Here is a 25,112-nt window from a genome sequence, read left to right on the forward strand (position 1 = left end):
AGTTAGACTGGTGAGTGATTAGTCGTTACTTGTTATTTTTAGATATTACGTAACACTATTAACGACTAACCACTATCCACTAACAACTAACCCTTAAATTAAATCCGGTCATTTAATTTTTTCTCGGAAGTATTCGTTAGTAAATCTCCCTCTGTCTGAATATCTAATTCTTCACGACGGATGGTTTCTTGTGCTTCTACAGTATCGCGATCTACGACTTTTTTAACTCGAACTTCCTCACGCACAAAGGCTTCTTTGTGGATCTCGGGTGTTTCTTCGTAGATTTCTATACGTGCAACTTCTCCTTCTTGGAACTGTAACTCGCTAGGATTGACTGCTCTTCCTGCATCTGTAGGATTGATGCGCTCAATCACAACTCGCTCTTTTTCAATTGGTACTGAAACTCTTGCTGTTTCAGTTTCAATATGTTTGCCAACTGCAACTTCTCCTGTTTTAACGCGGCTCTTGTTGGCGATTAACCGTTCTTCATACAATCTGAATGTTTCTTGATGTTGGTTGTTCAAATTGTACAAAGCGGAGTCTTGTTGGTAGTTGTAAGTATCGCGATTGTGGGTTGCAGTACTGGATAGAGGGCGATAAGCTTTACGGACTTGTTCTTCGTAATCGTAATCAACCGTCAAATTGGATCTGTATTCAGGTAAGCTTTGTACTTGCTCTTTGCTCAGTCCATCTACAAAAACGCGTCTGGCGTTGTAGTCAATGTGAGCTAGACCAATTGGTAGTAGAATCTTTTTATTAGAAGAATCATAAGCGCTATCTATAACGAGATAGCGAAAACGACCTTCACCATCTACCAACACATCATCAACAGAGCCAATTCTCTTTCCACCTTGGGTATAGAGATCTAAAGCTTTAACATCATCGCCACCAAAAGTCTCTCTGTAGTTTGGATCGAAGTCTGCAATCTTGTAAAGAGGCATGGTATTTTTCTGTACTATTAAGAACGTCTTAGTAGTAGAGTAAAATTGAATAAAAAAATTTCCCTCTTGCTGACGACTTAATTTAACTGACGATTTAGCAGTCAAAGGTTATGAATTTCTAAGAATTGATTATTACTAATTTTTGAGCGCTCAACATTTATTTTCAAACTGAGAAAAGAGTGCTATGCTAGCTTTTTTACGAAAAATACAACATCAGTCTCTAGAAAGAAAGTATATTAAATTTTATTTCATAAGTAAGACTAATTAGTTTTATCATTCATCTAAAATTATCAAAAAATGTCCAATCAAGTTTGGCTATCACAACTTAAAGAACACAAAGCGATCGCAGTTATCCGTGCTCCAGAAATTTCATTGGGTTACCAGATGGCTTTAGCAGTTGCATCTGAGGGAGTTAAGTTTATTGAAATTACTTGGAATAGCCATCGTGCTGCTGAACTGATAGGTCAATTACAAGCAGAATTACCTAAATGCACGATCGGCACTGGTACATTATTAAATCTCAAGCATATGCAAGAAGCTATTGCAGCAGGAGCACAGTTTCTCTTTACTCCTCACGTTGACTTAGCAATGATTCAAGCAGCGGTTGCTGTTGATGTCCCAGTCATACCGGGAGCGCTTTCCCCTACAGAAATCGTTACTGCTTGGGCTCATGGTGCAAGTTGTGTCAAAGTATTTCCCGTAGAAGCACTCGGAGGTGTTCAATATATAAAAAGTTTGCAAGGTCCCTTGGGTCATATACCCCTAATTCCAACAGGTGGTATTACTCTAGAAAATGCTAAGGATTTTTTACAAGCAGGAGCGATCGCAGTTGGTTTAAGCAGTCAATTATTTCCTAAAAAGTATGTAGAGTCAAGGAATTGGCAGGCGATTGCCCAACTGGCAAAAAATTTAGTGCAAACAATGGGAACTGGGGACAAGGTGGACAAGGAAGATAAGTAATACTTAATGCCTAATGCCCAAAATCCAAAATTCAATAAGTGTTAAGAAAGTTAAGAAAAATGGTTGGTAAAGATTTTCAGAAGTTAGCTCCGCGTAAGTCCTTTGCCCAGCATTGGCTAAAAAGTGATAAAGCCCTCAACGAAATCGTTCGGGCTGCACAACTCCAAAATTGCGATCGCGTTTTGGAAATTGGTCCGGGAACAGGTGTGCTCACTCGCCGCCTGTTGCCAGAAGTACAATCCTTATTAGCGGTGGAGATCGATCGTGACTTGTGCAAGCGCTTGGTCAAGGAACTTGGAAACAAAGAAAATTTCTTACTCCTACAAGGGGACTTTCTTGAACTAAATCTACTACCCCTGCTTCAATCGTCTCCGGCATTTCAAAACCAAAACAAAGTCGTTGCTAACATTCCCTACAATATTACAGGACCGATTATTGAGAAATTGCTGGGTACAATATCTAACCCCAATCCCCAACCCTATGATTTAATCGTGCTACTGGTACAAAAAGAAGTTGCAGAACGACTGACAGCAAAAGCCGGCTCGAAAGCTTTTGGAGCACTGACTGTAAGAGTCCAGTATTTGGCAGAATGCGAGTTAATTTGTACGGTTCCGGCGGGAGCGTTTTACCCACCACCAAAAGTAGATTCAGCCGTTGTGCGCTTGGTTCCCCGTAAATTTGAACCACAAGCCTTGGATGCACGACAGTTAGAAATGCTGGTTAAGTTGGGCTTTGGAGCAAAGCGCAAAATGTTACGAAATAATTTGCAATCAGTTGTGGAACGCGATGACTTGACTAAGTTACTAGAAGAATTAAACGTAAATCCCCAAGTTCGAGCAGAAGAACTGAGTGTCGGACAATGGGTAACATTAGCAAATAAAATAAACCTTAGTTCGACCCAAGCTTAGTCTGCTTTCCCACGGAGTAAGTAACCATAAAGCCCCCCTTTCCAAGGGGGGTTTGGGGGGATCGAAAACCACTGTGTCAATCAGCAAAAAATCCCCCTGCATATAGTGACCACCTTTCCTTCTTAAAACAGAATTTCCTCCTCAATCTGCTGACACACACCATCAAATTCCATCATCACCTGCTCATTCGTAAATCGAAGAACCTTCAAGCCATAGTCTCCCAAGATCTGTGTCCTCTCCAAATCGTACAACCTACTCTCTTCTGTAAAATGACTCTCTCCATCCACCTCAATCACCAGTTTTAGCTCAGCACAGTAAAAATCAACTATAAAGCGATCGATCGGGCGCTGACGCAACACGCGAAATGGAAACATTTTCAGATATCCTTGCCAAAGCTTTTTTTCAGCAGGAGTGAGATTTTTGCGAAGTTCCTTTGCTTTAGTTACAAGTTGTGGGTTGTAAGGCAAGTTAAAATCTGTTTTGCAGAGGTTGTAAGTCATTTGATCCCCCCTACCCCCCTTGGAAAGGGGGGAAATGGAATTACGTACACATTCAGATTTAGTACTCCCAAGCAATGAGGAGCGCACCAGGTTTGTGCTCGCTATTCCATACCTGAAAAAGGGGGGAAATGGAATTACGTAGACATTAGGTTTTTGTGCTGCATAGTCCTATCTGCGTACTAATCATCGGTTGGGTGATTACCGTTGAAAACCTGTTAATTGTGCAGTATTCTCGTAATCATACAAAAATCGGGAAACTTGACGAATAAATTCTGTTGCTCTGGAGTCATGATTGGGTCTTTTGACCAAAATTCCTGCCAAGTATATTTTTCCGTTTGGTGTTTGAATAATTCCCGCGTCTCCAAGCACAAATCTCAGCGTTCCAGTTTTATGGGCAATGATAGCACCCGAACCCAAACCAGAAGGTAGCATACTTTGGTTGTGGCATTGACGCATTATTTGCAAAACTTGAGAACGACTGGTGTTATTAATTAATTTGTCGTTGGTAACTAGCGCAGATAATCTCACTAAGTCTTTTGCACTGGTAGTATTAGTTCCGTTAACGTCTGCTAGAAGATTGCGAATTGTGGTATTTTTCAATCCCCAACTCTGAAAACGCTGATTTAATACCGCCTTACCACCCAAACGGTCAATAATCATATTTGTGGCGGTATTATCACTGATAGTCATCATCTTAGTTGCAGTTTGCAAGACGCTAAATCGACTGCCAACAGATTGACTTTGCATATCTCCCGAACCACCAGCAACTAAGTCCCGTCGCATCACCAAAGATTCATCAAAACGCACTCTACCGGCTTCTATTTCCTGAAATAATGCTATCAAAATGGGGAATTTAATGGTGCTAGCTGCTGGAAATGCTTTATCTCCATTAATATTTAAATAATCACCAGACTGCAAATCCAAAAAAAACATTCCTGGGAGGAGAAAACTGTAACGAGCCATTAAAGCTTGAATTTGAGAATTAAGCGGTGACATTTCTTTGCCTGTAGGAACAATTTCGGCAAATGAATCACGATCGCCTGAATTTACAGAATCAGTTTCAGGTTTTGGCGCAATAAATTCAATTTCCGGTAAACGATCTAATTCTTTTGAAGAATTGTTATCCGCAATGCTATTGGAGTATTTACTCTGCGCGATCGCTCTTGATTGGTTACTATACGCTGATTGTGATGGAGTTGCTTTTGCTGGAGAAGATAACAATACAATAGATGTGAGGCTTAATACGAACCAGTGCAGTTTCATTAGTGTGCTAGGAGGTGTGAACCGTAAATCTCGATAGAAATGTTTTGCATCTTATTCACCAACCACTCCGGTTGTCAAGATCGAGCAAAAAACTTCTTGAAACCTTTACAGTTAACTCATTTTCGATGGCATTGTCTCTCCTCGTAGAGGAAACTCTCTCAGACTACCAAAAATCCTGACTTAAACGCCGATTTTCTCCCATACCCCCATTTCGGTATAAATACTGTGTTGACCAATGTTCGCAAGCTTCTGTAAGCACTTGTAGCTCCTCTGAACTCAGGAGTTCGTTGGGTTTGTCAGATGCCAGAATCTTAGCTGCTAAGGCGGCTAAGTTGTGTTCTACACCATACTTGAGCAGCTCGTTATGATAAAGATTCTCGTTTTCTTGGGCTAGCTTGAAAAAGTAAGGAGTCATTAATTTTCCAAGATCGCTAATTGTTAATACTCTTATTTGTAAACTTGAACTGCGATCGCAGTTACCAACAAAAAAAGTAAATTTTTCATTCTTAAGGCAGTTGTAATAATAAAACTAAACAAGGTGAAGTGTCAAGAAATAATTTGCATTTGGTCTAAAAAGGCAAATGCCTGACATAATGGTTTTGTTATTTACCCATGCAGAAAAGCGACTCCTAACTCCTCGCTCTTAACTTTACCTATGCGTAGTTACACCTTAATAGCTCCTGCCAAAATCAACTTATATCTAGAAATTATTGGCGATCGCTCCGACGGGTATCACGAGTTAGTTATGATACTCCAAAGTATTGGCTTAGCAGATGAAATTCATTTACAAGCAGGGAGTATTGACACCATCCGCCTTCACTGCAACCAACCAGATTTACCAACAGACAGAGGTAATTTAGCATACCGTGCTGCCGAACTCATGACGGTAAAATTTCCAGATGCTTATGCAAAATATGGCGGTGTGGACATTAATATTAACAAGCGCATCCCTATAGCCGCAGGGTTAGCAGGAGGATCGGCGAATGCAGCAGCTGTATTGGTAGGAATAGATTTGCTGTGGAATTTAGGTCTAACTAGCACAGAATTAGAGCAGCTTGGCTCTCTACTGGGTTCAGATGTACCATTTTGCGTGGGAGGTGGAACTGCGATCGCGACAGGTAGAGGTGAGCAGCTTTCGCCGCTTAATGCTTTAGACAATATATATATAGTATTGGGCAAATACCGCAGTTTAGAAGTTTCTACCGCTTGGGCATACAAAACCTACAGACAGCAATTTGGGGATACATATCTGAGAGATACAGAAAGCTTGGTAGCTCGCGCTGCAGCAGTTCATTCTGGATCGATAGTCAAAGCTATAGTAAATAGAGACCCAAAAGAAATTGCCCAAAAGCTGCACAACGATCTAGAGCGTGTGGTGTTACCAGAATACCCGCAAGTCTTGCAACTGCGAGAAACATTTGCAGCAGCAGGTGTTTTAGGAACGATGATGTCTGGTTCGGGACCGAGCGTATTTGGGATTTGTGAATCTCAAGAGCAAGCAGAACAAGTTAAAACTCGTGTTCGAGAAACTATTCCTGACAAGGATTTAGAATTATTCGTTACTCAAACCATTACACATGGAGTACAATTCACGGTTAATCGTTAAGTGCGGCTACACTGATAAGTAATAACTTACCACTAAATTATGGCAGACCAAAAGATCGCGCAACCAACAGACTCTCAAGCGCAAGTACCTACAAATCCTTTACGCTGCATAATAGGAGCTGTGATTTCCGGGGCATTAACTTATGGATTGTACTCTCTCATGATTGGCATAGTGACAACCTATGCCAATAAACCCATTGCATCAAATAGCCAATTAGCAGCAAATATTGCTTCTGCTGTCAGGACTTTGGTTATAGGTGTTACAGCTTTAGGTACTGGAGTCTTTGGCATAGTCACAATAGGTTTGTTGGCATTAGCAGTGCAACTGGTTGTTCAAAAGCAAACAGGAAAACAAAATTAAACTGGTAAGCTTTTGAAACCGAAATCAAAGCAGAAGGAATTGAAGCTATTAACGATAAACAGGGATTTGTTTTGCGTTCTACCAAAAAGGTGTAAATTTTTCATATTTTATCTTTAAAGAAGCTTAACGTAAACTTGTAATGGGAAGTCGCGAATTGTTAGCTTTGATTTCGTCCGGTATCCAAGCTTGGAACCAATGGAGGGACAAAAATCCTGAAGTTAAACCAGATTTAAGTCATATAGAAATTTCGACTATCTTAGATGGTATAAACTTCAGTTATGCAAATCTTCAAGGAGTCAAAATTTACGAAGCCGAACTGCGAAATGCGAACTTTCACAGCGCGGACTTAAGTGGTGTTGATTTTAGCATTGCAGACTTAAGTGGAGCCAACCTGAGCTACGCTGACCTCAGTGATGGGCTATTTTTAGCATCAGTAGAGTTTCACGGAGCTAATTTAAGTGGAGCAAACCTCGCAAGAGCAGACCTGGGGGTATGCGTCCTCTATCACGGTCTTTTGTTTCGAGCAAGTTTAAGTGGAGTTAACCTCAGCCATGCGAATCTCCATCACGCAAGTTTGCGATTTGCGGATCTTAACGATGCCAACCTTCATGGAGCAAATCTTTCTGGGGCAGATCTTTGTGCAGCTGATTTGAAGGGAGCCAATCTTTTTGGAGCTGACCTCAGCTATGCTGACTTAAGAGGAGCCAATTTTAGCAATGCCAATCTCACATACGCAAACCTCAGCCATGCAAAGTTGCTTGGTTCACCTGATTTTGAGAAATTAGGAATTTATGACCTCAGTTATCTGAATGATAGAAAAGCTAATTTTAGTAACGCCAACTTGAATGGAACATGTTTACACCCAACGGGTCTCGAATTCATCTTGCCCATCGCCGTAAATTAAGTTTCCATACTCCTGCCATTGGATAACTTCTTGAGAAGAGAGTGGAGGTGCGTGCAAAACGTGTAGCAGTAACAAACACCTCTTCCTTGTCCCCCTTGTCCGGCTCTCAAATAAGATTGCTATATATCCGAGCACATAATTATCAGAATTTTTGTTGGGGGAGATTAGCCACCAACATTTAATGCTCTGCTCTTACCGGGATTCATCAACCCGTGAGGATCGACCATTTCCTTAAACTTTAATTGTTCTGGATCGATCGCTTTTCTCCCACCATCCTCAATAATATAAGTATGGGGATTAGCAATAAACACCCCTTGTTCTTCGTGATAGCGGATAATTTCGTTGAGACGTTCCTCTGTTGTAAAACGTACAAGTTGCAAAGCACCAGGAACGACACGACCGTGTTGGCGAATAAATTCCAAATGCATAGTGACTTCATCGCCAAAATGATGATACATATGCTCGACCACTTGCAGATTATCGGCAGGGAAAACACTTTGCAAATAAGTTATAGAAGTATCCACAGTCCGAGCGTGTAATGTGGTGTGATTCCAGGTAAACTCCCCTAAATTAACCCCCTTACCTGCCTCTGATGCTAATTTTTGATACGTTATTTTACCGTTAAACTGCCGTACCAATCCCGGCAGTAATTCAAAACTAGATTGGGAAACAATTAACAAAGCAACGTGCTGACCATCAGGAATATGCTCTTTAATAGCTGTGAAATAAGGAGGGATTTGAGATGCAAAAACAGCAATTTCTTTCTTAATCATCCCTTCAGCCTCAGCTAGGGATTGACCGAATCTTGCAGCTTGCATGAATTCATCGAAAGTCACAATGACTTCCACCCAGGGGTACGCTGGAGCCAAAGGAATTTCCAACTCAGTAATAATACCATTAATGCCCCATGCATGATTTACCTTTTGTACGTCATCACCGCGCAATTCCATTGCTCGTGGTTCGTCTTCTAAAGTGACAACTCTTAAAGCTTGAAGATTACCCCTGTCTCCCAAAAAACCGTACTGTATCGAACCAATTCCCCCACTACCCCCAGCAATAAATCCACCTATTGTCGCCGTGCGGTATGTAGAAGGTGCCATTCGCATCTCCCAACCGATTTCTCGTGCTTGTTTGTCCAATGCTGCTAACTTTACCCCAGCTTGCACGCGTGCTATTCCCGGTTTTATCCAAAGTACTTCGTGCATTCGGGTCATATCTAGAATAACGCCACCCTGTAGGGGAACGCATTGCCCGTAATTTCCTGTTCCCGCACCGCGCACCGTTACGGGAACGCGATGTTTGACACAAGCTGCTGCAACTTTTAATACCTCTTCTTCATTGACAGGACGCACCACAAGATCGCCTACTTTCCCCTCTAGTTTGGGTACAAGTACCGGGCTAAAGGTATGGTAATCTTGAGATAACTTTGCTACTTGATGGGAATCAGTAATGAGTTCAATACCTTCTAAAGAGGTAATCAGAGCATTTATGTCAAAAGATTTTGTGGGTGTTGTCATAATTATATGAATTCTGTAACCAATGAGTCGCCAAGGCTGTCAAGATTAGGATACAGCTTTTCGTTAAATTCTAAATTGGTTACTGGGCATTTCTTCTCCCACCCACGACAGCACGCGATCGCTTGATGAAGACTGAAGAACTCTGTAATTTTACGTACCTTAAGTGTGGTTGGAAATTGCAAATTTATTGAAACGCTCCAAGACTTTCACAAATATGGCGCGTTTCACGATTTTGATTTGGATTGGCTTTGAGATAGTCCTTTAACCACCGACAACCGCGTACTTGCAAATCGTTGAGATTTAAGTTCCATACAGTGATTTTTCCATCGTCACTGCCAATAAAAAGGGTGTGTCCATCAGGGCTGAACGTCACACTATTTATAGGGCTCGAATGTGAAGTGCGAGAAGTCAGTTCTTGACCATCTAAACTCCAGAAGTTTATATAGCTGTCCCGACTAACCGAAACAAGAATTTGACCGTCAGGACTAAAACTGATATCGCTTACCGTACCACGGTGACCCCGAAGTATTTTAACTTGACCATCTAAACTCCAAAGTCTAACTGTTGCATCCTGACTGGCAGAAGCTAGGGTTTTGCCGTCTGGGCTAAAAGTGATACTTGTAACAACATCATCGTGCTGCCCTAATGTTCTCGCTTTCCCAGTCTCTAAACTCCAGAGTTTAATGGTTCTATCCGCACTAGTTGAGGCGAGCGTTTTATTATCGGGACTAAAACTGAGGCTTGTTACCTTACCATTATGTCCAATCAAGGTCTTTAGTGGCTGTCCATCGCCATTCCACAGTTTAATTGTTTTATCTTCACTACCAGAGGCTAGGGTTTTGCCATCTGGGCTGAATATGACAGATGTAACTCCTGCACTGTGCATATGTAGCGTTTTGGGTTCCCGACCATCTAAATACCAGAGTTTGATGGTCTTATCCTCACTTGCTGAAGCCAACACCGTGCCATCGGGACTAAAACTGAGGCTTGTCACCTGACGATGATGTCCAGTTAAAGTCTTCAGTAACTGTCCTTTGGCGTTCCAAAGTTTAATGGTGTTGTCATGACTGGCAGAGGCGACAATTTTACCATCACGACTGCAAGTGATATCGGCGATCGCACCATTATGCCCAGAAAGGGTTTGCAGCGATCTGTTTTCCGGACGCCAGAGAGTAATCGAGTTGTTTCCGCTTGCGGACGCTAAAGTTTTGCTGTCGGGACTAAAGCTGAGGCTGTAGATCCGATCGTCCTGTCGGGGAAAGCTTTGCTGTTTGTAATCATTCACTGTCCATAATTTAATGACACCATCTTCATCAGCAGAAGCCATAGTTTTGTTATTTGGGCTGAAACTGACACTGAGAACAACAGCATTGTGAGCCAAAGAAATTTTCTGTTCCCAATTATCTGTGCTCCAAATTTTGATAGTGTTGTCTTGACCAGCAGAGGCAATAGTTTTACCATCTGGGCTGAAGGCAACACTTGTCACACCTTGGCTGTGCCCTGTCAAAGTTTTGAGTACCCGACCATCTGTGCTCCACAGTTTGATGGTTTTGTCCTGGCTCCCAGAAACAATGGTTTTACCATCTCGGCTGAAGACAACACTTGTCACACCTTGGCTGTGCCCTGTCAAAGTTTTGAGTACCCGACCATCTGTGCTCCAGAGTTTGATAGTGTTGTCCTGGCTGCCAGAGGCGATAGTTTTACCATCTGGGCTGAAGACAACACTTGTCACACCTTGGCTGTGCCCTGTCAAAGTTTTGAGAACCCGACCATTGATGCTCCAGAGTTTGATAGTGTTGTCCTCACTGCCAGAGGCGATAGTTTTGCCATCTGGACTGAAGGTGACACTTGTCACGGCTTTAGGTTGCTCTATAAAAGAATTGAGTACCCGACCATCGACACTCCACAGTTTGATGGTTTTGTCCGCTTTTGATGCTGAGACAAGCATTTGACCATCAGGGCTGAAACTCACACTTGTGACATCTCGACTATGCCCAAATAAACGATTATATTCTTTGACTCTATAAAGTATGATTTGCAAAGTCTTTGCCAATCCGTATTCAATTTGGGAATTGGAGGGGAATAATTTTAGCAGTGGGTTCTTTAAATTCTGTGCTGTTTGAATACCATGACGTAATGCTTCGATTTCGCGGTAGGAAACCCATAATCCATCCGAAACTTGCGTATCTGCTTCAATCTGTCTGATTTGAGCATTGCGCTGACCGATTAAAGCCGCAACACTCAAACCGCTTAATCCCAGCATCACCGCGATCGCAATCATCCAACGCAAGCGAGTATTCCTTTGTTGTCGCCTGATGCTGCGTTGCACAAACTCTGCTTCTACCTGATTCAACCAGTGGTCACTGGACTGAAGTTTCTCATTTAAGACTGGGAGATAAGGATCGTTATTCCAAAGATAATTTACCGATTTTTCTCTTGGATGTTTTTGAGCATTCTTTATCGGCTGAATCTTGCGCTGATTAAACCAGTTTTCGATAACATCAAGTTTTTGCTCAATGGAATTGAGGAGAGATTCAGCTTTAGCTGAAAAACTTGGTAATTGCTCCTTGTTTTTGATACTTTTCCACTCTAATGCAGCAGGCGTTAAACGGCGTTGTAGTTCCAGGCTTTTCTCCGCGTCGATCCATTCACGCAACCTATTCCACCCGCATATCAGAGCATCATGGGCAGGTTCTACGTAAGGTTTTTGTTCCTCATCTGCTCCCCGAATCAGCAAGCGAGCATCACAAAAGTGCTGAACGACTTCCTTTACCAGCTGGTTTTCTGGTTCTGGATACTCCAGTTCAATTTCTGATACCCTGCGGCGAGCTAGTTCGCCACTACCAAAAGCAACCATCCTTAACATCACATGAGGTATGGTTAGCTCATAAGCCGAGTTCAAGTCCACCAAGACTTTGTATTCCTGCTCGGCTCGTTGGGTTAGGGATTGGATGACTCCTCCTAATTCTTCATAATCTGCTTGGGTAAGCGCTCGATCGAGGGTTCTGTTTTGATTGTTAGCCTCCCATTGGCGCTTTAAATACTTTAAGTAAAGTTCGCTTAAGGCAAAGGACAGTAGCGGTAGTGTCCCTGGCATATCAGCTACTTCATCTATCAATTGGTCTACCAAACTGTAGGGTTGAAAATACATAACCCGCGTTTCTGCTGGTTTCTCAATCGCTTCTCGCAATTCTGTTTTTGTCATGGCAGACACGATAAATCGTCCTTTTTGCCAATAATTCTTTAGGTCGGTATTTTCTAACCGAATAGTTGTTGGGAGCAACTTTAGAACAAGGTCTCTTAATTGCGGCTCAAAGTCGGAGCGTAAGGTGAAAACTACCCGTAACTGCTGAGGATGGGTAATAATTGCCTTTGCAATTTCATTTAGAAATGCCTTGCTTTCTTCCTCATTGTGACAAAGAGTTACAAGTTCTTCACTCTGGTCAATGAATAACAGTAGTTTTGAGGTGCAATTGTGGTTTACCCAAGTAGCGATCGCATCAGCGAGAGAATGCTGCTGATTTACCTCTGGTAGGTTGGCGTTAGCAAGTGCATAGTTCAAAGCCAAGAATGGCAAAGCTCCAGGTCGAATGGCAGGTATAATACTCCACGGTTGATGGGATTGCTGCTGATTTGTTGACTTCAATAAAGGCATTAATCCCGCTCTCACTAAGCTAGACTTACCAGAGCCGGAAGCACCTAGCACCACAGTTAGGGGATTGGTAGCCACAAAATCGTATAGTTTTTTGACTAACTCTGTTCTACCGAAAAACAGGTGGCTGTGTTTTTCGTCAAACGTCTGTAAACCTCGGTAGGGGTTTTGCGACTCATCCAAAGGCGGTGCTGGCGGTAAGTTCAATGGATGTCCTGGTGTTAGAAAGACATACTCGCCTTTATCGTGCTTTGTTAAAGACCAAATACCAGGGGTTTGCTTGTGGCGAAATGCTTCAGTGACAGGTTCAACGCGATCGCGTATATACAAGTACAGTTCGGTAGCAGTCATGACTCCGTCTCCAGGAGCTTTGCCATGGCTTGCTGGAGGATAGGCATCAGCAGCACCTGTAAGGGCTTCAAACAATGCGGTAGCAAACGGAGAATGGCTGCCAATCTCACCGCGTTGGGTATTGAGATCCAATGCATCTAAAGCTTTTTGGTCAGCCGCCGCAGAGGTAATGACTTGCCAAGCGGGATCGCAGATAAAGCGCTCGTAACGTTCTTGATGGAGTACTTCGGGCGTTGACATGGCATTTCTGGTAAATGACCAGCGAAACGCACCAGAAAAACAGCAGTCAAGTATACCAAGGAAGTGACGGCAGGTCAAGTGAGTCAAGCATTCATGTACTTGAGTCATTGGTAGGTAAGTTCTGGTATCTCCCAGTTTGGCATTCTGCGGTACTAAATAACCGTGTGGACCATCTTCGCTATTTAAGGCTATTCCGTGACCTGCAAAGTAGAATAGGAGGCGATCGCCAGACTGAACCTCTTGCAGCAGAGTTTTTTCAAGTAGATGAATTAAGTTGTCTAGGGTTGCATCTTCATCTAAATAAACCCACACTTGGTATTGATGTTTTTCCTTCAAAAGTTCTACTAGTTTTTTAGCGTCATTGATAGCAGTTTGGAGAGGAAAAATCCCATTTTGATAATTGTCAATACCAATGATAAATGCCAAATTGCGCGAAAAACCTGGCATGATACAACCCCTAAACTCAGTAATTTTTAACCATTCATTATTTGAAAAAAATCGTTTTTTTTAAGAAGCTTTAAATTGAGTTAGTTACAATCTCGCACAGTTATTTCAAATATCTAGGTTAAATATTTTTAATTTTTGAATTTGGACATTTGGAAATAAGTTTTAGCCTTTTCAAGCACTTCTAAGCGCCAGTTCGTGTTTAAATAAATACATTATCTATCTTATGGAATCGGCTGTGTGCCCATTCCACAAGAAAAAGTTTGATATTTTTTGATTTTGTAAATTCCTGAATTTAAGTTTTACAGACACTAGAAGATTCTGCTTGAGAAGATGAGCTAATTTTACACAATAACTTGTAAGTCTTTCCTAGTTTGACGGTCTTGCTTCTTTGTATTCAGGCTTTGGCTCCTGACGCTGGGTTTCCCTATCTTTCTCATTTTGGGGTTGAGAATTTTCTTTGGTGTTGCTTTTTTGAGAAGTTTTGTTTGACATCTTTGTGACTCCTTGACGATGGTAATTGTGTTTCGTCTGTTTCTACTCTTTTATAGTTGACTAAATTTGAACCTTATGCAGTTCATTATCTCAAGTAGCTCTGTCACTAGGTTGAGAACCTATTTAAAGTGAATAGTATTATCATACAAATTCAGTTGACTGAAAACTTTAACTTTTGCGATCGCCCCTAAAAGAGAACTCTCAAATTGCTACTTTTTGTATTTTTAGTTGTATCAAAAAATACGCTAAATTATATGATAAGCTCAGCTAATAAATGAATAGGAAATTCCTACTTCCTTCCCGTTATAAGATTACCGATATGCTTTTCCTATTTCTTCGCAATCTTTGCGTCTTTGTGGTTCATTTAAATAGGTAATCTTCCGGTGGAAAAGGAGTATCAACTCTTTGCATTAGCTCTGTAGTAAAAATCCATAGAGAGTTAGGTGTAAAATAAACTTTGGAGGATCGGTTAGAATAAAAACAGATAAACTCATTAAATCGTAATCCCTATCATTCCATGACGCCTTCAGACTTGTTAACTGCCCCAGCCTCTACCTCGCTACAAGCGAAATTAACAAATTTACGTGCGTTGATGCAAGAGTATCAATTAGATGCTTACCTGATTCCCTCTGCTGATGAGCACTTAAATGAATATCTCCCAGAAGCAAAACAGCGACGAATGTGGGTCAGTGGCTTTACGGGTTCTGCAGGAGATTTTTTGGTAGGACGGGAATCGAGTTGGTTGTTTGTTGATTTTCGCTACCACGAACAAGCCGATCTAGAGGTTGATTTATCTTTGGTTCATGTCTCAAAATTGGGCATGGAAGGGCATAATACTGTGGTGGAAACGCTAGAAACTTTGGGACAAAAAGTGGCTGGTTTTCGCTTGGGGTTCGATCCATTCACTATTCCTGTTGAACAATATCGGACATTTCAAAATAAATTAAAATCTGCTGGTGTGGAACTAGTACCAGTGAACCAGAATTTGGTAGATATTGTTCGTTCTCAAAGTCCTTGGGTTGAATCAGATCCTATACCGGCTTTGGGTGATTCTAAAGTATTTTACGTCCCTAATGAAGTAACCGGAGCGACAATAGAGCAAAAGTTGGGCAGAATTAGGGAAGCTATGCGAGCGCACAAAACAGAAATCTTCCCCATAACCAAGTTGGATCAACTAGCATGGCTGTTTAACTTAAGAGGTTGGGATATTCCCTACAACCCTGTCTTCATTGCTTATGCGATCGTGACTCCAAATGAAGCGTTTCTCTTAACTAATTTGGATCGCATTGATACAGAAGTTCGGCAATTTTTACAAGACAGTGTCACTTTACTTCCCTATGAAAAATACACAGAAACTCTGAATGCTTTAATTTCACAAGAAAGTCAGGGCAAAGTCCTTTTAGACCCCAAGCAAACGACAATGGGTACTTATCAGTTAATAGATAAGAATCGCATTGTAGAAACTGCTAATCCTATTGAGGGAATGAAAGCTCGCAAAAATGCGGTTGAAGTCGAGCAAATGAAGGGGGCGAATCTCAAATCAAGTCGCGGAAAAGTCCGAACTTTAAAGTGGATATCGGAACAACTTGCAAGCGGACAGCAATTGAGCGAGTTAGATGTTGCAAATGCGATCGCTCAATTCTACCAACAACAACCCGACTTCCAAGGGTTAAGTTTTAACACAATTGCAGGTGCGGGAACAAACAGTTCTATTGTTCACTACGGTACACCCAGTCCCAACGTATTGCTAAGTGAGGGTCAATTCTTCTTACTCGACTCAGGGGCGCAGTATTTGGGAGGGACAACAGATGCTACCAGAACTATTATTGTAGGTGAACCAACTCCCGAACAAATTTTACGTTATACCGAAGTTTTAAAAGCACACATTAACTGTGCCATGCAAAGGTTTCCCAAAGGGACAACAGGTGTGCAACTCGATGGTATCACTCGGGCTAATATGTGGATGGAGGAACTTGACTACGGACACGGTACCGGGCATGGAGTTGGTGCTTTTTTAAACGTCCATGAAGGTCCCAATGGCATTAGCAAGCGTGCTGCTGAACCCTTAGAACCGGGTATGGTAACGAGCATTGAACCGGGTTTTTATTTAGCTAATTGGGGAGGTATTCGTATTGAAAACCTCTACGTGGTGAAAAATTTAACTCCGGAGTCCGAACTCCAAGCAGATCCAAGCAAAACTCCTTGGTATGGCTTTGAACCATTAACGTACATTCCATTCGATAAACGATTGATTGCACTAGATCGATTGGAACTGAGACAACGTCAGTGGTTGGAAAATTACCATGCTGCTGTTGTGGAGAAGCTAACTCCAATTTTGGACCCGAGTGAGGCAGACTGGTTGAGAGAAGCGTGTCATCTGGGCGATCGCTAAAGACACTAGAGATAAGGCGGCTTTTTCAAGGCTGAGTCTTCCACTCCTTATCTGTAGTCAGTGGATTCAGCCAGAGCCCGCCATTGTGCCGTTTCTTGCTCGACGTAAGCGTTTTTCTCAGCAATTGCCTGAAGGGTGTCTGTCCCTAGAGGCAACCGCAGAGGTGGCTTATCTGCGTTGACGATCTCGAGGAGCGCCAGGGCGAGTTTGGTGGGATCTCCGGGTTGTTGATAGTTCAGTTCGGAGGCATGGTGACGGATTTTCCCAACAGTATCCGCGTAATCGGAAATTTCTATGGCAGTGCGCTGGAGCGAGCTGCCATCGAGGAAATTAGTCCGGAAGTATCCCGGTTCGACCACAGTAGCATGGATGCCTAGAGGAGCTAATTCATCGTGCAGAGCTTCGGTAATGCCTTCAACTGCAAACTTGGTTGAGCAATAGATGCCCCACCCATCAAAGATATTGAACGTTGACTTTTCACCTGAATATTGCAGTTCGCTACATATGTTAGATGGAACTCCATACCGTTGCCCACGGAAATTGGACTACTCAAGTTTCTTAAAATTGGCTCTTCAATCAAACCAAAATCCGCTCTAACTTTAAATTATCAACTCTAAACCAATGCTTGTTTTACAGGAGTCAAGTATATGAAAATTTTTATTGCAGGCGCAACTGGAGCAATTGGTCGTCCACTAGTGACGGGTTTAGTTGCGGCGGGTCATGAAGTGATTGGAATGACTCGAACAGCTCAAAAAGCTCATGTTCTTAGCGAACTGGGGGCAAAACCCGTAGTGGTTGATGCTTTTGACGCAGTTGCAGTCCGTACTGCCATGATTCAAGCTCAGCCCGAAGTGGTGATTGAGCAATTGACTTCTCTACCTCAAACCTATACCCGAGCATCAATGACTGCGGCGGCAGAACTGGATGCTCGATTGCGAAAAGAAGGCGGTGCGAATGTACAAGCGGCGGCCCAAGCGGCGGGTGTACGTCGTTATATTATCCAGTCCAGTGCGTTTTGGTATGCTCCGGGTGAGGGATTGGCGACAGAAGAAACACCATTTGCCTTTGATGCAACGCCTGCGATCGCCCTTTGGGCGGCTCCCTTTGGGAGCATCGCGTCCGGTACTCGTGTATATGCTGATACCGAACATCGAGTCTTATCAGCAACCAATCTTGAAGGGATCGCTCTCAGATACGGCTTCTTCTACGGACCGGGGACTTGGTTCTCAAAAGATGGCGATGTAGCCAACCAAGTCCGCCAACAGCAATACCCAATTGTGGGAGAAGGAAAAGGTGTTTGGTCTTGGGTTCATATTGAAGACGTTGCTCAAGCCACCATCGCTACAGTGCATCAAGGTACACCCGGTATTTACAACATCAATGACGACCAACCAGTCGAACTCCGTGTGTGGTTATCTGCTTTGGCTCGAACGCTTGGTGCTCAACCACCTGTTCGCGTCACTGAAGAAGAAGCAGAACGCGCTCAAGGTTCAGACGCAGTTTACTACGCCAACCACCTGCGTGGAGCATCAAACGCTAAAGCCAAACGAGAACTCAATTGGCAACCCAGACCGCTCGAATGGCTTGCAGAAGTTTCCGCTCTTTAGTGTAGAGCCAATATTGGCGGAACTTCTAACATGCTGAATTTCACATTGATATTTTGTGTCACATCTGTCGGTTAACGACAGGTATAAAAAACTTTGACCACTACATTTGAACAACATTGGAGAACAACAATTATGAGTCAAGCAAAGAGCCCAGCAGATCCAACACCCCCGACCTTGGAAGGGAAATTAGCTCTGTTACGGAAATTCAGGGATGAATTGGGCAGTGGTGATACCATTCGTCGTCTCTTTTTTGGCGATCTTGAACCTATTGCCGTTCAACCCGGAGGAGCAAATACCGTGGTTCATCTTTATAACCATGCTAATGATGTCACCATTGCCTATTGTGCTTCCTACGACGTATTTCTGGCTGCCCGTCCGGGACGAGTTACTGAATTCGATCCTGCCGAAATCAAATAAGCGACTGGGCTAATCGGATGCAAGATTTTGTGGAGTTAAGCCACACCACGAGTTTATAGCTCGTGGATTTTGCTGACTTTTCACCGGATGTGGAAAAGGGGACTGGTTCGCGACGAAATAACGCGAACCAGTCCTTTGAACTTAAGGTAATTTGCGTCCTCTAAGATAAGGTACTTGTAGTATCGTATTGAGGGATGCAAATGAAACTATTAGAAGCGAAGCCGTATCGCAATTGTGATTTTGGTGACAAACGTCTGACCAACAGAGCAATGTTAATTGCGAAGGTTTTAAAAGTAAAATATGGTCAGCCTCTATCACAAAATACTGAAATTTGGTTGTAAAGCGGAAAGTTACCGCTTGGCGGGTGAGAGTCTGTCAACGATGTTAGGTTTTTTAACAGTTATTGCGGCACAATTACTGCGAATGACTTATTTACATCGGAATTCCCCGCACAGTTCGGTAGAATTAGTGCTAACAAAAATACAAATGGATGTGTTATTTGCTAATACTCCACCCAAACAAAAAAAGCTCCTAAAGCTTACAGTTGATTGGGCAATTAGAGCAATTGCACGTCTAGGGGGATACTTAGAACATATCTATATTTCCCGACATCTGACCCCACAGGTGACAGCATAGCCAAGCTTGAAGCCGTACCCAACACTTGCTTATCACTTACCTCAAGATATTTCTGTAACTGCTCTAAGTTTCGATGATAAAGTTTCATTGCGTGCTGGCTAATTACCCTCACTCCTTCACTTGATGCTAAATATTAAGTTTAAGTGATACTACCTATACAATTATTAATTTCTTACTTTTGAGATATATACTTTTTAGAAGCAGTTTCTAGAGGATTTTTCCGGACTTTTTCAAGGTTAATATATCAATTATTTTCCGTTGCTATATGGAAGTTGTATTTCTAAAGTCCGTCCTCTTATGACTCTTGAATTATTTAATATAGAAAGTTTTAATATTTGTGAATAAAAAATAGTGGTAATTATAAATACATAACAGAGCTAACAAATAACAAATTATTGCTTTTTCTAATTTTTACCGATTTTTACCGCTTTTTCCTATTAGAGGTATTGTAATGATTACTTCTGACAGTCAAAATCAATCCTTAGACGGGTTAAAAGTACTTGTAGTCGATGACAATGATGATTGCTTGGAATTATTGAAGCTAATTCTTGAAGGTTTTTCTGTAGTGGTCAGGTTAGCGAAATCAGTGAAAGAAGCTTTAAAAGTTTTAGCACAGTGGGAACCAGATGTTTTAATCAGCGATATTGCAATGCCTTATGAAGATGGTTATTCCCTAATACGTCAAATTAGAATTTTGGAAAAATGTCAACAGTACAAGTATCTCCCAGCTATCGCCATAACAGGTTTAACTACACAAGATGAACACGCACGAGCTTTTAAGTCTGGGTTTGATGTATACACAGAAAAACCTCTAAACATTGATTTTTTAGCAAAAGTTATTGCTGAACTTGTTGAAAAATCCCCACTTCAATATCACTATTACGAGTATTAAGTAAGTGAAGCGCTTAGATTATTAAGTGAACTTGCAACCAAAATAGAAGGTAAGGAGACTGGTTACAAAGCTAATTCCTGTAGTCAATTGATTAAGGATGTCCTTGCGATCGTACACCTAATAAAAAAAGAGTAGGAGCACGTCCAGGACTGGCTCAACCGCCAATTCGCTTAAAGAGCGCGAATGATTACTCAATCCTGACTGTTGTTGGGTTGAGGACACAAAGCTTAACATCCTGCGACTGCTGAGTTTTATGAAGCTCAACTCAACCGACATATGTCTCAATCCGCGATCTGCTTGACTCAATATAAGGGCACATCAGACGATTTGTATCCACGAATCAGTATTTATGAAAGGATAACGGAAATGTGTACTCTAATTTTCTCGCGAATTGCATTCACGACTCTCTCCATATTCGCAACTCTCCCCGTATTTGCAGCTTCAGCCAACGATTGGTCTTATGAACTCCTCATACTCGAAGAGTATTGCGCTTCTGTGGGGAGAACAAAATCAGATGTACTCAGAGAACTCATCAGAACTCTGAAGACAAAGAAAAAGCCGTCCTAGAAGGACGGGGCTTTAAACCCATTCTTTCGGTAAAATCGGTAATTTTCAGGTGGAAAGGGAGCCCGTCATCCTTATTATTGGTTATATTTGCAGTACCAAAGTAACCAAGCATAATCTATGACTGATTTTTCTCCTAATGTAGCACCTCAGTATTTAGAAGGATTAGAAAATACACCTGATGAGGTAAAAGCAGCAATTCGCCTAGAAGCTCGCGAACCGGAAAGCGATCCAACTTTGGGAATACCTGTTACAGCGAACAGACAGGGGAAGCCAGCTCATCGTCTTGTCGCGATTGGCGACTCACTAACCCAAGGCTACCAAAGTGGAGCAATTTTTAATACGAGTTTGTCTTATCCCGCACTGATTGCCCGCGAACTTGGTTGTAGCGAGCAATTTCGCTATCCTAAATACGACAGTCCAGGGAACGGATTACCATTAAATCTAGAAAAGTTTGCGAGAGATTTGGGCAAACGCTTTCAGGTAGCTGATGGTATCAATGCAATAGACTTTGCTATGATACTGCCGTGGCTGAGAAATTATCTTGATGCCAACGAAAAGTATTGGGAAGGGTGGGCGAAAAATTCTCTTCAATCTCCAGAAAAGGGATTAATCAATCATAATTTAGCTATGTACGGTTGGGATTTACGGAATACACTTTCTCGCACAGCCAAAACTGCTCGAGATATTATTCTCAATAATCCTTTCAAGGATGATGATGAGTTCAACTCTTTAAAACAAGTTCCCGAACACGCTAACGAAATTGCTACGTTACGAGTTTTAGATACAGCAAGGGATAAAAATGGAGAAGCTTTAACTCCTCTCGGTGCAGCAAAAGCTTTGAGCCAAGAAGGAGATGGAATTGAAACTCTCATTGTTGCTATTGGAGCAAACAATGCTTTAGGTAGTATTTTAACGTTTAAAGCAGTTTGGTCTGAAGCAGACTCTTATACTGATATGAGCGTGAACGATCGCTTCACAGTATGGCAACCCAGTCATTTTAAAGCTGAGTTGGATCTGATTGTAGAACAGGTCAAGCAAATTAAAGCACGTCACGTCATTTGGGCAACAGTCCCTCACGTTACGATTCCACCCTTTGTAAAAGGTATCAATCCCTCACAAGTGGGGAAAAAAGCTTCCCCCGGTTCTCGTTATTACCCGTACTACGTTCCCGTGTGGTTGGATGAAAAAAGATTTGATGCCAAGCGTCATCCTCATCTCACTGCTAATCAAGCAAGAGCCATTGATAGTGCGATTGATAAATATAATGAATCTATAGTAGAAGCAGTGCGGCAAGGACGACGCGAAGGAAAAGATTGGTACGTATTCGAGATGGTTTCATTATTAGATCGGTTAGCATATAAGCGTTACTTGGTAGAAGAAGATCGGGCAAGTCGTCCAAGTTGGTGGACTCCGTATAATTTACCTCCTGCTTTGGAACAGCTTAATCCAAAACCCGATACGCGATTCTTGGTTTCTGATGCCAAAGGAAGACATCAAGGCGGATTATTCTCGTTAGATGGCATACATCCCACCACAATTGGTTATGGTATCATGGCACAAGAAGTCATTAAAATTCTGGAACTAGCTGGGGTTGAGTTTTTTAACAGTCGAGGCGAAAAAAGATCTAGTCCAATTAAAATTAATTTTGCCCGTTTAATTCAGGAAGATTCTCTGATCTCCAAACCCCCAACCACCACAGCAGCCGTACTTGATTTTGCCGGTTGGTTGGATAGTATGACTGGTATTATGTCGCAAATGTATAAATCTAATGTGTAAAAAGGGATTGGGGATTGGGGAGTAAGAAGTGACAGTGAAACCTTTAGTGATAGTTGTTATAGGTGGCGGTGCGGCTGGCTTCTTTGGTGCGATCGCAGCAGCCCAAGCAAATCCAAAGGCTCAAGTGACTTTACTTGAAGCCAGTCGTCACCCTTTAAATAAAGTTTTGATCTCTGGTGGTGGACGTTGCAACGTCACTCACGCTTGTTTTGAACCATCAGGGTTAGTGCAAAATTATCCAAGAGGCGGAAAAGCACTGCTTGGTGCTTTTACCCGCTTTCAAGCTAAGGATACAGTAGCTTGGTTTGCCAATCGAGGAGTTCCTTTAAAAACTGAAGCAGATGGTAGGATGTTTCCCATCACCGATAGTTCGGAAACTATCGCCAATTGTTTAATGAAAACGGCAAAAACAGCTGGAGTAGACTTGCGTACCGGAGAAGCAGTTGCTTCTATTAACGCGGTTGGCGATCGCTTTAAAATTGCTCTCAAATCAGGGGAAAATTTGGAGTGCGATCGCTTGTTGTTGGCTACAGGAAGCAACCCAGTAGGTTACAGATTGGCTAAAGATTTGGGACATACTGTTGAACCACCAGTTCCTTCTTTGTTTACCTTCAATATCCGCGATGAAAACTTTAGAGAATTGGCTGGTGTCAGCGTTGAATCTGCACGTTTGTCCTTAACAGTACCAGACAAACCTGCCATAGAACAACTCGGACCGATATTAATCACTCATTGGGGTTTAAGCGGTCCTGCTGTCCTCAAACTTTCTGCTTGGGCTGCAAGAGCGTTACACTCTAACAACTACAAAGCCACTCTACATATCAATTGGCTACCTCATCTTAAGGCAGACGCAGTCCGACAACAAATTTTAGCGGTAAAAGATGAATGGGGGAAGCGGGCGATGTCCTTGCATCGCGGTGTGGACTTACCACATCGGCTTTGGCGATATATAATTTCTCGTATTGGGATTGCTCCTGAGATGCGTTGGGCGGAACTTCCCAGTAAAAAACTCAATCTATTAGTCCAAGAACTGACCAGAGGGCAATTTTTAATTGATGGTAAAGGAGTTTTTAAAGAAGAATTTGTCACTTGTGGTGGTGTTAACCTGAAGGAAATTAATTTTAAAACAATGGAGAGCAAGTTAGTTCCAGGACTTTATTTTGCAGGAGAAATCTTAGATATAGATGGTATCACTGGTGGATTTAATTTTCAAAGTGCCTGGACAACTGGGTATTTAGCAGGTCAAGCAATAGCGTCTATTATTGAGTGAACTGGTAGATGCTGAACGATCTACGGAAAGATAATGGAAGTCTCTGAAAACCGAAAACTAAGTATTGTCTCTTTAGCAACATTACTGGTATCTGCCCATTATGGATTGGGATTTCTTCTGGGAACTGCTGAAAAAGCTATGTCTTCAGGAGTCATGGGGAGTTTGTATGCAGTTTCTGTTGGATTGGGAGTTATTGCTAGCTTGGCGATCGCAAAATTCTATTGGACGCAGATTGAGCAAATTTGGACGTTACTGGGAAACCGTTATGGAAACTTGGTGAAGATTGGCGTTGGCTTGATGTCGTGGATGTCATTTATTGGTATCGGTGCTGTTCAGATTATTGCAGCTGCTTCCATTCTCGCTATTGTGGGAATACCCAAATTACCCATTATGGTGACGGTGACGTTGTTATTTTGGGTGCTCTCGTTACTAGCTGTTGAGAAAGTCAGTTGGCTGTTTCGAGGATTTCTCTTACTAAATATTGTGGGGTTGATTTACGCACTGTGGGTATTGCACGGTTTACCAAACTACGTGCAAGCTCCTGTGGAATTTATTACCTCCCTGCACCAAGTGAGTCTGGCTGAAGTTATCGGTGTTTCCCTCTCTACAACCTTGCTGGTAGTGATTGACATGAAATGTCACCAGTATATGGTTCAAGCTATAGATGTACGTACTGTTTATCTTGGCTGTCTCGTTGCGGCTATAGCAATAATTGCTTTAGCTTTTCTCCCTTCTACTGTCGTTATTGCTGCTCAAAATGCCGGAATTTTACCCGCAAATTTGGATGCCAAACAAGTTGTTCCCTATATTTTGTCTTGGGTTGGGCATGGAACAAATCAACCTCTAGGTATCTTCTTAATAGGGGTGTTAGCTGTACCATGTTTGGGTTTGGGCAGTAGTGTTTTGCGAGTACAAACCAAGACTCTGTTAGACTTACAAATTTTACCGCAATTTCAAGGGCATGTTGTCTTAATTGCAGCTATAAATGCTCTATTTGCTCTAGCGATCGCTCTTAAGGGAGGAGAAATTATTGGTTTAATTCTTTTGTTTTATACCGCTTACCTTTCTGCCGTTTGGGTTCCCTGGATTGCCTATCTACTCAATCACGGAAAACTTTACACTTTTTCTGATTTTAGTGTCAGGCTGTCTTTAGTCTTGGGTAGTTTATCAGCCCTCACAACTCTCAGTGTTATCCTCTACCAACCCAAAGCCGTCTTTTGGGGAAATGGAGAATTAACCATCATGATTGTTGGTATCGGTTGTGGAAGTATCAGTTTATTATTGGCGCAGCTATCAGAAAAATTGAATAACACGATCAAGTACAAGAAAGTATGAAGTATCAAGGATGAAGAAAGTATCAGATTTTAACGAATTCGGCGAAATTCCCCATCCGCCATGCGGTGGGGATGGATAG

At 42.2% G+C, this 25,112-nt stretch carries 22 protein-coding genes; 14 read left to right on the top strand and 8 right to left on the bottom strand.

Annotation, left to right across the window (positions count from 1 at the left end):
- Nucleotides 1-98 precede the first annotated feature (98 nt).
- A complete protein-coding gene (locus tag HC643_RS37200; RefSeq protein WP_038073090.1) occupies nt 99-941 on the bottom strand; it encodes a DUF2382 domain-containing protein in 843 nt (280 codons plus the stop codon).
- A gap of 297 nt (nt 942-1,238) precedes the next feature.
- On the opposite strand from HC643_RS37200, the gene HC643_RS37205 reads away from it, so the two are divergent.
- Nucleotides 1,239-1,901, top strand: coding sequence for a bifunctional 4-hydroxy-2-oxoglutarate aldolase/2-dehydro-3-deoxy-phosphogluconate aldolase (locus HC643_RS37205; protein WP_038073088.1), 663 nt, complete (start codon nt 1,239-1,241; stop codon nt 1,899-1,901).
- 59 nt (nt 1,902-1,960) lie between these two features.
- Nucleotides 1,961-2,809: a 16S rRNA (adenine(1518)-N(6)/adenine(1519)-N(6))-dimethyltransferase RsmA gene (gene rsmA, locus HC643_RS37210; protein WP_038073086.1), complete on the top strand. Its 849-nt coding sequence runs from the start codon at nt 1,961-1,963 to the stop codon at nt 2,807-2,809.
- 122 nt (nt 2,810-2,931) lie between these two features.
- Here the strand turns inward: rsmA and HC643_RS37215 are convergent, their stop codons facing one another.
- The 3 genes from HC643_RS37215 to HC643_RS37225 form a co-directional block, all read right to left on the bottom strand.
- Nucleotides 2,932-3,309, bottom strand: a complete 378-nt coding sequence (locus HC643_RS37215; RefSeq protein ID WP_038073189.1) for an endonuclease domain-containing protein — start codon at nt 3,307-3,309, stop codon at nt 2,932-2,934.
- A 198-nt stretch (nt 3,310-3,507) separates the two neighbouring features.
- Nucleotides 3,508-4,572 carry a serine hydrolase gene (locus HC643_RS37220; RefSeq protein ID WP_038073084.1) on the bottom strand — a complete coding sequence of 355 codons (1,065 nt, stop codon included), beginning with the start codon at nt 4,570-4,572 and terminating at the stop codon, nt 3,508-3,510.
- Nucleotides 4,573-4,735: 163 nt separating this feature from the next.
- Nucleotides 4,736-4,987, bottom strand: coding sequence for a hypothetical protein (locus HC643_RS37225; protein ID WP_038073082.1), 252 nt, complete (start codon nt 4,985-4,987; stop codon nt 4,736-4,738).
- Between the two features lie 240 nt (nt 4,988-5,227).
- On the opposite strand from HC643_RS37225, the gene ispE reads away from it, so the two are divergent.
- From ispE to HC643_RS37240, 3 genes are all read left to right on the top strand, one after another.
- Nucleotides 5,228-6,178 carry a 4-(cytidine 5'-diphospho)-2-C-methyl-D-erythritol kinase gene (gene ispE, locus HC643_RS37230; protein WP_038073080.1) on the top strand — a complete coding sequence of 317 codons (951 nt, stop codon included), beginning with the start codon at nt 5,228-5,230 and terminating at the stop codon, nt 6,176-6,178.
- A 39-nt stretch (nt 6,179-6,217) separates the two neighbouring features.
- The gene (locus tag HC643_RS37235) at nt 6,218-6,538 is read left to right on the top strand and encodes a DUF3082 domain-containing protein (protein ID WP_038073078.1); all 321 of its coding nucleotides are present in this window, start codon (nt 6,218-6,220) and stop codon (nt 6,536-6,538) included.
- Between the two features lie 139 nt (nt 6,539-6,677).
- Nucleotides 6,678-7,442, top strand: coding sequence for a pentapeptide repeat-containing protein (locus HC643_RS37240; RefSeq protein WP_050045506.1), 765 nt, complete (start codon nt 6,678-6,680; stop codon nt 7,440-7,442).
- Between the two features lie 164 nt (nt 7,443-7,606).
- Here HC643_RS37240 and HC643_RS37245 read toward each other — a convergent pair whose 3' ends face one another.
- The 3 genes from HC643_RS37245 to HC643_RS42310 all read right to left on the bottom strand — a co-directional run bounded on the left by HC643_RS37245 (nt 7,607) and on the right by HC643_RS42310 (nt 14,141).
- On the bottom strand, nt 7,607-8,959 hold the full coding sequence (locus HC643_RS37245; protein ID WP_038073076.1) for an FAD-binding oxidoreductase: 1,353 nt from the start codon (nt 8,957-8,959) through the stop codon (nt 7,607-7,609).
- A 184-nt stretch (nt 8,960-9,143) separates the two neighbouring features.
- Nucleotides 9,144-13,649 carry an nSTAND1 domain-containing NTPase gene (locus HC643_RS37250; protein ID WP_050045505.1) on the bottom strand — a complete coding sequence of 1,502 codons (4,506 nt, stop codon included), beginning with the start codon at nt 13,647-13,649 and terminating at the stop codon, nt 9,144-9,146.
- Between the two features lie 366 nt (nt 13,650-14,015).
- Nucleotides 14,016-14,141: a hypothetical protein gene (locus HC643_RS42310; protein WP_272900163.1), complete on the bottom strand. Its 126-nt coding sequence runs from the start codon at nt 14,139-14,141 to the stop codon at nt 14,016-14,018.
- A 517-nt stretch (nt 14,142-14,658) separates the two neighbouring features.
- Between HC643_RS42310 and HC643_RS37255 the strand changes: the two genes are divergently transcribed.
- The gene (locus tag HC643_RS37255; protein WP_038077309.1) at nt 14,659-16,533 is read left to right on the top strand and encodes an aminopeptidase P family protein; all 1,875 of its coding nucleotides are present in this window, start codon (nt 14,659-14,661) and stop codon (nt 16,531-16,533) included.
- A 47-nt stretch (nt 16,534-16,580) separates the two neighbouring features.
- Here the strand turns inward: HC643_RS37255 and HC643_RS37260 are convergent, their stop codons facing one another.
- A complete protein-coding gene (locus tag HC643_RS37260) occupies nt 16,581-17,039 on the bottom strand; it encodes an SDR family NAD(P)-dependent oxidoreductase (RefSeq protein ID WP_336604410.1) in 459 nt (152 codons plus the stop codon).
- A gap of 141 nt (nt 17,040-17,180) precedes the next feature.
- Between HC643_RS37260 and HC643_RS37265 the strand changes: the two genes are divergently transcribed.
- The 8 genes from HC643_RS37265 to HC643_RS37295 all read left to right on the top strand — a co-directional run bounded on the left by HC643_RS37265 (nt 17,181) and on the right by HC643_RS37295 (nt 25,033).
- The gene (locus HC643_RS37265; protein WP_038077307.1) at nt 17,181-18,140 is read left to right on the top strand and encodes an NAD-dependent epimerase/dehydratase family protein; all 960 of its coding nucleotides are present in this window, start codon (nt 17,181-17,183) and stop codon (nt 18,138-18,140) included.
- Nucleotides 18,141-18,272: 132 nt separating this feature from the next.
- Nucleotides 18,273-18,557 (top strand): hypothetical protein, encoded by a 285-nt coding sequence (locus HC643_RS37270; protein WP_038077306.1) that lies wholly within the window; start codon nt 18,273-18,275, stop codon nt 18,555-18,557.
- Nucleotides 18,558-18,757: 200 nt separating this feature from the next.
- Entirely contained in the window at nt 18,758-18,898 is a 141-nt protein-coding gene (locus HC643_RS42730; protein ID WP_408037198.1) for an IS4/Tn5 family transposase DNA-binding protein, read from the top strand.
- A complete protein-coding gene (locus HC643_RS37275; protein WP_038077305.1) occupies nt 18,858-19,193 on the top strand; it encodes a hypothetical protein in 336 nt (111 codons plus the stop codon). The genes HC643_RS42730 and HC643_RS37275 overlap by 41 nt, the downstream gene beginning before the upstream one ends.
- A gap of 451 nt (nt 19,194-19,644) precedes the next feature.
- Nucleotides 19,645-20,085, top strand: coding sequence for a response regulator (locus HC643_RS37280; protein ID WP_038077302.1), 441 nt, complete (start codon nt 19,645-19,647; stop codon nt 20,083-20,085).
- A gap of 684 nt (nt 20,086-20,769) precedes the next feature.
- The gene (locus HC643_RS37285; protein WP_038077300.1) at nt 20,770-22,428 is read left to right on the top strand and encodes a hypothetical protein; all 1,659 of its coding nucleotides are present in this window, start codon (nt 20,770-20,772) and stop codon (nt 22,426-22,428) included.
- Between the two features lie 34 nt (nt 22,429-22,462).
- Nucleotides 22,463-23,698: a BaiN/RdsA family NAD(P)/FAD-dependent oxidoreductase gene (locus tag HC643_RS37290; protein ID WP_038077317.1), complete on the top strand. Its 1,236-nt coding sequence runs from the start codon at nt 22,463-22,465 to the stop codon at nt 23,696-23,698.
- A 33-nt stretch (nt 23,699-23,731) separates the two neighbouring features.
- Nucleotides 23,732-25,033: an SLC5/6 family protein gene (locus tag HC643_RS37295; protein ID WP_038077299.1), complete on the top strand. Its 1,302-nt coding sequence runs from the start codon at nt 23,732-23,734 to the stop codon at nt 25,031-25,033.
- Nucleotides 25,034-25,112: the final 79 nt, after the last annotated feature.

Origin of the sequence: Tolypothrix bouteillei VB521301, assembly GCF_000760695.4 — a bacterium.
Classification (GTDB): domain Bacteria; phylum Cyanobacteriota; class Cyanobacteriia; order Cyanobacteriales; family Nostocaceae; genus Scytonema; species Scytonema bouteillei_A.

Excerpts from the sequence above, each read along its gene's own strand:
- HC643_RS37200 (WP_038073090.1), bottom strand. The coding sequence starts at position 941 with ATGCCTCTTTACAAGATTGCAGACTTCGATCCAAACTACAGAGAGACT.
- HC643_RS37205 (WP_038073088.1), top strand. The coding sequence starts at position 1,239 with ATGTCCAATCAAGTTTGGCTATCACAACTTAAAGAACACAAAGCGATC.
- rsmA (WP_038073086.1), top strand. The coding sequence starts at position 1,961 with ATGGTTGGTAAAGATTTTCAGAAGTTAGCTCCGCGTAAGTCCTTTGCC.
- HC643_RS37215 (WP_038073189.1), bottom strand. The coding sequence starts at position 3,309 with ATGACTTACAACCTCTGCAAAACAGATTTTAACTTGCCTTACAACCCA.
- HC643_RS37220 (WP_038073084.1), bottom strand. The coding sequence starts at position 4,572 with ATGAAACTGCACTGGTTCGTATTAAGCCTCACATCTATTGTATTGTTA.
- HC643_RS37225 (WP_038073082.1), bottom strand. The coding sequence starts at position 4,987 with ATGACTCCTTACTTTTTCAAGCTAGCCCAAGAAAACGAGAATCTTTAT.
- ispE (WP_038073080.1), top strand. The coding sequence starts at position 5,228 with ATGCGTAGTTACACCTTAATAGCTCCTGCCAAAATCAACTTATATCTA.
- HC643_RS37235 (WP_038073078.1), top strand. The coding sequence starts at position 6,218 with ATGGCAGACCAAAAGATCGCGCAACCAACAGACTCTCAAGCGCAAGTA.
- HC643_RS37240 (WP_050045506.1), top strand. The coding sequence starts at position 6,678 with ATGGGAAGTCGCGAATTGTTAGCTTTGATTTCGTCCGGTATCCAAGCT.
- HC643_RS37245 (WP_038073076.1), bottom strand. The coding sequence starts at position 8,959 with ATGACAACACCCACAAAATCTTTTGACATAAATGCTCTGATTACCTCT.
- HC643_RS37250 (WP_050045505.1), bottom strand. The coding sequence starts at position 13,649 with ATGCCAGGTTTTTCGCGCAATTTGGCATTTATCATTGGTATTGACAAT.
- HC643_RS42310 (WP_272900163.1), bottom strand. The coding sequence starts at position 14,141 with ATGTCAAACAAAACTTCTCAAAAAAGCAACACCAAAGAAAATTCTCAA.
- HC643_RS37255 (WP_038077309.1), top strand. The coding sequence starts at position 14,659 with ATGACGCCTTCAGACTTGTTAACTGCCCCAGCCTCTACCTCGCTACAA.
- HC643_RS37265 (WP_038077307.1), top strand. The coding sequence starts at position 17,181 with ATGAAAATTTTTATTGCAGGCGCAACTGGAGCAATTGGTCGTCCACTA.
- HC643_RS37270 (WP_038077306.1), top strand. The coding sequence starts at position 18,273 with ATGAGTCAAGCAAAGAGCCCAGCAGATCCAACACCCCCGACCTTGGAA.
- HC643_RS42730 (WP_408037198.1), top strand. The coding sequence starts at position 18,758 with ATGAAACTATTAGAAGCGAAGCCGTATCGCAATTGTGATTTTGGTGAC.
- HC643_RS37275 (WP_038077305.1), top strand. The coding sequence starts at position 18,858 with ATGGTCAGCCTCTATCACAAAATACTGAAATTTGGTTGTAAAGCGGAA.
- HC643_RS37280 (WP_038077302.1), top strand. The coding sequence starts at position 19,645 with ATGATTACTTCTGACAGTCAAAATCAATCCTTAGACGGGTTAAAAGTA.
- HC643_RS37285 (WP_038077300.1), top strand. The coding sequence starts at position 20,770 with ATGACTGATTTTTCTCCTAATGTAGCACCTCAGTATTTAGAAGGATTA.
- HC643_RS37295 (WP_038077299.1), top strand. The coding sequence starts at position 23,732 with ATGGAAGTCTCTGAAAACCGAAAACTAAGTATTGTCTCTTTAGCAACA.